This window comes from Rubritalea sp., assembly GCF_039830215.1.
GTDB lineage: Bacteria > Verrucomicrobiota > Verrucomicrobiia > Verrucomicrobiales > Akkermansiaceae > Rubritalea.
Genome location: NZ_JBDOPO010000376.1, coordinates 1 through 7,417 on the forward strand (window position 1 = coordinate 1; position 7,417 = coordinate 7,417).

Consider the following 7,417-nt stretch of genomic DNA (forward strand, 5'->3'; position numbering starts at 1 on the left):
ATCAACTATGGGTCACCTATTCAGACTGCAGCAACCGATGTTCTGGGTAACCCCGTAATCGTAACTATTACTGAGAACCGCATCGAGATGCCAGTATTCTCTACACGTCGTGTGAATACAGGTCTTACTATCTATGACGGTCACACAGTTGCAGTTGGTGGATTGATGAGGGAAGATGTCCAGAATGTAGAAGACAAAGTGCCTATACTTGGTGATCTGCCTCTCATTGGTCGTCTCTTTCAGTCTAAAGCTGAGAACCATATCAAGAGTAACCTTATCATCTTTGTGTCAGTGAATATTATTGATGCTACTGGTAAGTCTGTGCGTAACCCAATGGGTGAACTAACTGATCCAGTGGGTTCAGTCGGCAGTAGCAATGAATTGCTCCCGCCATTGAATTAGTGCATTAAAACCATTGATTGATTTACAAGCGGGGTAGCTTTAAGTAGCTGCCCCGCTTATTTTATTTATTACTATGCGTGTCTTAGGATTGACTGGCGGAATAGCTACAGGAAAATCAACCTGTGTTGAGTTGATTCGTGGGCTCGATCCATGTGCTGTCATTTTTGATGCAGATCAATGTGTGGCGGCTCTTTATCAGAGATCTGATGTTGCTGCGAGTTTGGTAGATTTAGTAGGGCAGTCTGCTTATTTGGAGGGTGCTGAGTTGAACCGCTCCTATCTGCGTGAGCGAATGTTCGCTGATCCTGATCTCAGGAGGGAGATGCAGGCATTGATTCATCCCTTGGTGAGAAAAGAATGTCTTGTCAGTTTGGAAAAGACGTCTAAAAAGGGTGGGACGACATCGTTTATTGCAGATGTGCCCCTTTTGTTTGAAGGCGGCTTTGACTTCGGTCAGGATGCAAATTTGGTGGTCGCTGTATCGCGCGAGACGCAAGAGCAGCGGCTTATAATGAGAAGCGGATTCGATGTTGCGACTGTCCATGCCATTCTTGAGGCACAACTTCCCATTTCTCACAAGGAGAAGTGCGCCGACGTTGTGTTCTGGAATGAGGGGGTGAAATCTGTGTTAAAGGCACAGGTAAAACGATTTATAGAAAATAATTACCGATGAGTGAAGAAAATCAATCACCAGAAAATGAGCCAATTCATGAGGAGTTAGCTCAAAACGCACAGCCGGCGCCAGAGCCAGTAAAAGAAGAACCTATTGTGGTTCCTGAATTTATTTGTGTGAATACGTTCCGTGAGAAGCCATTGGCGGTACTTCACGAGATAACTGAGTCTTTACCTGTACGTTCACAAGCAACAGCAACGAAGAGCCAGCTTATTTTTGATATACTGAGCTTCTATGTAAAACATGGCACGGTCCTCGAGGGGGAGGGCTACATGGAGCAGGCTAAGGATAACTACGCGATGCTGCGTGATCCGATGCGCTCTTTCAAGACCTCACCAGACGACCTGTATATTGGAGGAGAACTTATACGCAATCACGGGCTGTTGGTGGGCCAACGAATAAAAGTCCGTATGCGTGCACCGCGTGGGCGTGATAAATACCTTTCAGCAATGGAGATCCTCGAAATTGAAGGAATGCCAGTAGGGGATTACGTCAAGCCAAAAGACTTCGATAAATTGACGCCGATGTTCCCTAATGAGCGAATCATTCTTGAGAATGGTAAAAAAGGTGGTTTGGGGGTGCGCTTGGTCGATCTAGTGGCACCGTTAGGCAAGGGGCAGCGTGGCTTGATAGTTGCTCCACCACGTGGCGGTAAAACTATTTTGCTCAAACAAATTGCTAAATCAGTCAAAACGAACCATCCTGACGTTGAGCTAATAATACTCCTCCTAGACGAGCGCCCTGAGGAGGTGACGGATTTTGAAGAGAGTGTGGATGCTCACATCTTTAGTTCGACATTTGATGAGCCGGCTCGGCGCCACGCTCAAGTAGCTGACCTAGTGTTAGAGCGGGCAAAACGACTAGTTGAGCTAGGTAAAGACGTTGTCCTCTTGCTAGACTCACTCACGCGACTTGCTAGAGGCCATAACAACGCTCAGGGCAGCGGACCTATTGGTAGTGGTGGTATAAATCCAGCGGCACTTCAAAAGTCTCGTAAGTTCTTCGGAGCTGCGCGCAATGTTTCTGAAGGCGGGAGTCTTACCATTTTGGCGACGGCCCTTATTGAAACTGAGAGTCGTATGGATGAGGTCATTTTTGAAGAGTTCAAAGGAACAGGAAATATGGAGATCCGATTGGATCAGGAGTTAGCCGAGCGACGCATCTACCCAGCGATCCATATTCCACAGAGTGGAACACGCAATGACGATAGGCTGTATCACCCAGATGAAATGCGTGCAGTCCTAGAGATCCGCCGAGTCGTGGCAGCTCTACCTGTAGGTGACTCCATTATGACTTTATTGAAAGCTCTGGACAAGACTCAGAACAATACTGAGCTATTGTTGAAGGGGTTATAATTTGCTAGATAGATCTAACTACTCTAGGTAAAATAGAAAATTCATATGATCCAAACCACTCAAGAATTAGCAGAATTCTTAAATAGCTGTAATGGTGAATTCCATGCGCTAGATACAGAGGCTGATAGTCTGCATTGCTACCACGAGAAGCTTTGCTTGCTCCAGTATAGTGATGGAGAAAAGCATGTTCTGATAGATCCTCTAGCGATTGAAGATCTCACACCGCTTACAAATTTACTTAAGACTTCTGAGCTCTGGATGCATGGAGCCGACTACGACATCACCTTGATGAGGCGTGATCTTGATACGGTTCCTCCAGTTGTGTGGGATACGCAGATTGCTGCACGTTTACTTGGTGTGAAAAAGTTCGGCTACGGTAACCTTGTTGAGCATTTTTTAGGAGTCGAATTATCTAAGGCATCTCAGAAAGCTGATTGGTCAAAGCGCCCACTAACTGAGAAAATGGCTGAGTATGCTATCAATGATGTGCTCTATCTCAAGCCAATGGTGGATATGCTTCTTGAGCGGCTAAAAGAAAAAGGTCGCTATGAGTGGTTCGTGGAGAGCTGTCACCAGGCTAAGGCTAAGGTGCTGGAGCGACCTCAGGTGAAAGAAGATCCTTGGCGTATTCAAGGAGCGGGTAAACTTAAACCTAAGGGGCTCTTGTACCTCAGAGCTATATGGTACTGGCGTGATGCTGAAGCCAGTGAATGGAATAAGCCTCCATTCATGGTGTGTGGTAACAAGCAAATAATCTCATGGGTCAATGATGCTTGTGTGGGGAAGGAGATAACCTTGCCAAAGTACTTTAGAAGCTCACGTAGAAAGAATTTTTATGCGGCGCTTGCTGAGGCTGAGAATGTTCCTGAGAACATGTGGCCAAAGCGTATTCGTGGTGAAAAACGCCGCGTAAAAGATGAGGAGTTTGAGGAACGTTGTGCGGTACTTGCAGAGAAGCGCGATGCGGTCGCTTCAGAGTTGGATATTGAGGCTTGCTTGGTGATCTCAAAAGCAACAATTGAGACTATTTCCGCGAACGAAGCAGAGCCTTCAGATGTGCTCATGCGTTGGCAGTGTGAATTGCTTAACTTGTAGTAATCTATAGTAACTTTCTAAGGCCGCCAAGGTCCTTGTACTGGCGGCTTTTATGCAGGTCTGAGAGAATACAAAAAAAACCATCAAATGATGGCGCTTATTCCTTGTCTTGTGAGGTGGAAATCATACTTTTTTCACACTCATGTCAGATACGCCTATTGAGCCCGAAGAGGCTGATACAAATGTTTCCGGAGACCAGGAATACGGCGCCGCTCAGATCGATAAACTGGAGGGCCTAGAAGCCGTCCGTAAGCGTCCCGGTATGTATATCGGTGACCCCGATATAAGAGGCCTCCACCACTGTGTTTTCGAAGTTCTTGATAATTCGATCGACGAACACCTCGCGGGCTATTGTAGCACGATCGAGGTTTCAATCCACGTTGATGGATCAATTTCCATTTCAGACGATGGTCGAGGAATCCCAGTCGATGTTCATCCGAAATTCGGTATTCCAGCAGTAGAGCTTGTTCTCACAAGCTTACACGCTGGTGGTAAATTTGGACAAGGTGCTTACAAATACTCAGGTGGCCTCCATGGTGTCGGTGCTAAATGTGTCAATGCGCTCTCCGATTGGTTCAGAGCTGAAATTACGCGTGAACGCAAAGTTCACCAAATTACATTCGAGCGTGGTAAGACAATTCAACAGCTGGAAGTCATTGGCGAAGCTCCATCTGATGAGACTGGAACAAAAGTGACATTCTTCCCTGACGCAACAATCTTTGTCGATACGATTCAATTCGAATTCGACCGCTTGGCCACCCGCCTGCGCGAACTCACATTCCTCAACCCTGGCCTCACCATCATTCTTGAAGATGAGCGTCCAGAGAGCCGCAAGAAGGATACTTTTTTCTACGCTAAAGGGATCGAAGAATTCGTCACTCAGCTTGGTGAAAATAAAACTATCGTCCACGACTCACCCGTAATCCTGACAGGTAAGCGCAAGGTCGAAATTGATTACGATGGTAAGGTCGTGGAAGATGACGTCTTTGCTGATGTCGTATTCCAATACAATGACAGCTATCAGGATAACATTCTTTGCTACGCAAATTCCATTCCGAATGCTGATGGTGGAGCTCACCTCACAGGTTTCCGTGGTGCGCTAACACGCTCTATCAACCTCTACGCTAAGACTAATAAGATCCTAAAAGATAAGGATCCAGCTTTAACGGGTGATGATGTCCGTGAAGGAATCATCTGTGTGATTAGCGTGAAAATGCCTAATCCACGCTTTAGTTCACAGACTAAGGATAAGTTGGTCAATGCTGAGATTGAAGGCGTTGTGAGCTCTATTGTTTACGAGGGACTGCAAGCTTACTTCGATGAAAATCCAAATTTAGCAAAACAGATTATCGACAAAGCTGTGAATGCCGCACGCGCACGCGACGCAGCCCGCAAAGCCCGCGAGACAGTCCGTAAGTCGGTAATGTCTGGCGGTGGACTACCGGGAAAGCTCGCGGATTGTTCCGAGCGTGACCCTGCTAAATCCGAGATCTATATTGTGGAGGGTGACTCCGCTGGTGGCTCGGCTAAATCTGGTCGGAATCGTCTCACTCAAGCGATCCTTCCTCTCCGCGGTAAGGTTATCAACGTCGAGAAAGCAAGGCTTCATAGAGCGCTTCAGAACCGAGAAATTCAGGCAATGATCACTGCGATCGGTGCGGGCATCGGTGAGGGTGACCAAGAAGGAGCCTTCGATGTAGAGAAAGTCCGTTACCATAAAGTTATCATCATGACTGATGCCGACGTCGACGGATCTCACATTCGTACGCTTCTACTCACGTTCTTCTGCCGCCACATGGCAGAACTCGTGAAAACTGGATATCTCTACATAGCTCAACCTCCGTTGTATAAAATCACTCGTAAAAAGCGTGAGGAATACGTGGCTGATGATGCGGCACTCAATACCATCCTCATTGAGCTAGGCTCCGAAGATGTGCGCTTGGTTAAAGACGGCAAAGATGCAGTCAATGACTCTGATGTACTTCGCAGTGTGTTAGACTCACTCGCGCAACTTAAGCGATTCACCAGCACCCTCGAAGGTCATGGTGGTAGCTTCAAAGAACTGTTAGCAGCTGAGAAAGATGGTCACCTTCCAGAGTACCTAGTGCGCGTGCGCCAGGGAAATGATGAGATGATCAATTACTACGACACAGAGAAAGAACTCTTAGAGTTTGCTCATGAAAACCGTGATCTTCGCCTGTTTGGTGAGGAGCTTACGGAAGAAGAGGAAGCTGAATACAAAGAGAAATTCGAAGGAGTTCAGCGTCGTGCGACTAAGCATGAACTTCACGAAGCAACAGCAATTCAGAAGATTCTAGCGCGTATCGAAGAACTAGGAGTTCCGACTCATCCGTTCTTCTCAGAGGATGAACCTCTGTTTGAACTAGTTGAAGGCAAAGGAGATGATGTGGAATCAGTTCCTGTGTTTAACCTTTTCGATCTACTCGCAAATGTTCTTGAAATCGGTCGACGCGGCATGCGTATCCAGCGATTCAAGGGACTGGGTGAAATGAATGCTAAAGAACTCTATAGCACCACAATGGATCCTGATACGCGTCAACTTCTTCGTGTCAGACTCGATGAGGAAAATGCGATCGAAGCAGACAAAATGTTCGACGTCCTTATGGGAGATATCGTGGAGCCGCGGAAGCGCTTTATCGAAGATAATGCTCTCAACGTACGAAACCTCGACGTCTAACTAACCGCTACTAACAAAAACTAATTTAAACTATGTCTATAGATCAAATTAAGCCGATCAACGTGGCGGAGGAGATGTCTAACTCCTTCTTGGAGTACTCCATGTCGGTGATCATTTCTCGAGCATTGCCTGATGCGCGTGACGGCCTCAAGCCATCTCAGCGACGCATTCTCTATGCTATGCTCAATGACCTATCGCTTTCACCAAACAAGGCGCACCTCAAGTGTGCGCGTATTGTGGGTGACACGATGGGTAAGTACCACCCGCACGGAGATAGCTCCATCTACACCACTTTGGTAAACATGGCTCAGCCATGGACCATGCGTGAAACTTTGGTTGATGGCCAAGGTAACTTCGGTTCTGTGGAAGGTGATGCTGCTGCTGCTATGCGATACACGGAGGCTCGCCTGACCCACATGGGGACAGCGATGATGACTGACCTGGAAAAGGAAACAGTCGATCTCACTCCAACCTATGATGAAACGCGCGATGAGCCAGTCGTTCTACCAGCAGCTATTCCTAACCTCCTAGTCAATGGTGGTACAGGTATTGCTGTAGGTATGGCGACCAACATCCCAGCCCACAACATGGGTGAGGTGATCGATGGTGTCTGCGCTCGAATTGATAATCCACAAATTGGAGTCGAGGAGATGAAGCAGATCATCAAAGGCCCTGACTTTGCGTCTGCCTGTGAGATCCGTGGATTCAAAGGGATCGATTCCTACTTCCGCACCGGTCGTGGTAGCGTGAAAATGCGTGGTACGATGGAGGTCGACGAAAAGGCTTCTGGTACTTCTGTCATTACGATCACGCAGGTGCCTCATGGTGTGAACCGTGCGGTTCTTCAGCAACGTATCGCTGAGCTTGTGAGGGAGAAAATTCTCACTGATATCTCTGGCATGCGTGACTTGTCCGATGACCAAACGCGCATTGAGATAACTCTTAAGCGTGAAGCGCGCCCACAGGTGGTGATGAATCAGATCTTCAAGCTCACGTCCATGGAGACATCCTTCGGAGTCAACATGCTTGCGATCCACGAGCGTCGTCCTAAGCAAATGTCAGTGATCGACTGTCTCGATGCCTTCATCGAGCACCGTCGTGACGTGGTCATGCGCCGTACACGCTTCTTGCTCAAGAAAGCAGAAGCTCGCGCTGAAAACCTCGAGGCCTTCTTGTTAGCTCTCGGTCACCTTG

The 7,417-nt window shown here is 47.5% G+C and carries 5 protein-coding genes and 1 pseudogene; all 6 read left to right on the forward strand.

Annotated features, from left to right (window positions below; all coding sequences use genetic code 11):
- Positions 1-402, forward strand: a pseudogene (locus tag ABGY95_RS12915) (type II and III secretion system protein); the annotation flags it as partial.
- A gap of 73 nt (positions 403-475) precedes the next feature.
- Positions 476-1,075, forward strand: coding sequence for a dephospho-CoA kinase (gene coaE, locus ABGY95_RS12920; RefSeq protein ID WP_347442099.1), 600 nt, complete (start codon positions 476-478; stop codon positions 1,073-1,075).
- Entirely contained in the window at positions 1,072-2,430 is a 1,359-nt protein-coding gene (gene rho, locus ABGY95_RS12925) for a transcription termination factor Rho (RefSeq protein WP_347442100.1), read from the forward strand. Before coaE ends, rho begins: the two co-directional genes overlap by 4 nt.
- Positions 2,431-2,475: 45 nt before the next feature.
- The gene (locus ABGY95_RS12930; RefSeq protein ID WP_347442101.1) at positions 2,476-3,525 is read left to right on the forward strand and encodes a hypothetical protein; all 1,050 of its coding nucleotides are present in this window, start codon (positions 2,476-2,478) and stop codon (positions 3,523-3,525) included.
- A 142-nt stretch (positions 3,526-3,667) separates the two neighbouring features.
- Positions 3,668-6,223 (forward strand): DNA topoisomerase (ATP-hydrolyzing) subunit B, encoded by a 2,556-nt coding sequence (gene gyrB, locus ABGY95_RS12935; protein ID WP_347442102.1) that lies wholly within the window; start codon positions 3,668-3,670, stop codon positions 6,221-6,223.
- 32 nt (positions 6,224-6,255) lie between these two features.
- Positions 6,256-7,417 (forward strand): DNA gyrase subunit A (locus ABGY95_RS12940; protein WP_347442103.1); only part of this gene is annotated, 1,162 nt, incomplete at its 3' end.

What these genes read in the sequence shown, in the direction of transcription:
- coaE (WP_347442099.1), top strand. Translation starts at nt 476, where the DNA reads ATGCGTGTCTTAGGATTGACTGGCGGAATAGCTACAGGAAAATCAACC.
- rho (WP_347442100.1), top strand. Translation starts at nt 1,072, where the DNA reads ATGAGTGAAGAAAATCAATCACCAGAAAATGAGCCAATTCATGAGGAG.
- ABGY95_RS12930 (WP_347442101.1), top strand. Translation starts at nt 2,476, where the DNA reads ATGATCCAAACCACTCAAGAATTAGCAGAATTCTTAAATAGCTGTAAT.
- gyrB (WP_347442102.1), top strand. Translation starts at nt 3,668, where the DNA reads ATGTCAGATACGCCTATTGAGCCCGAAGAGGCTGATACAAATGTTTCC.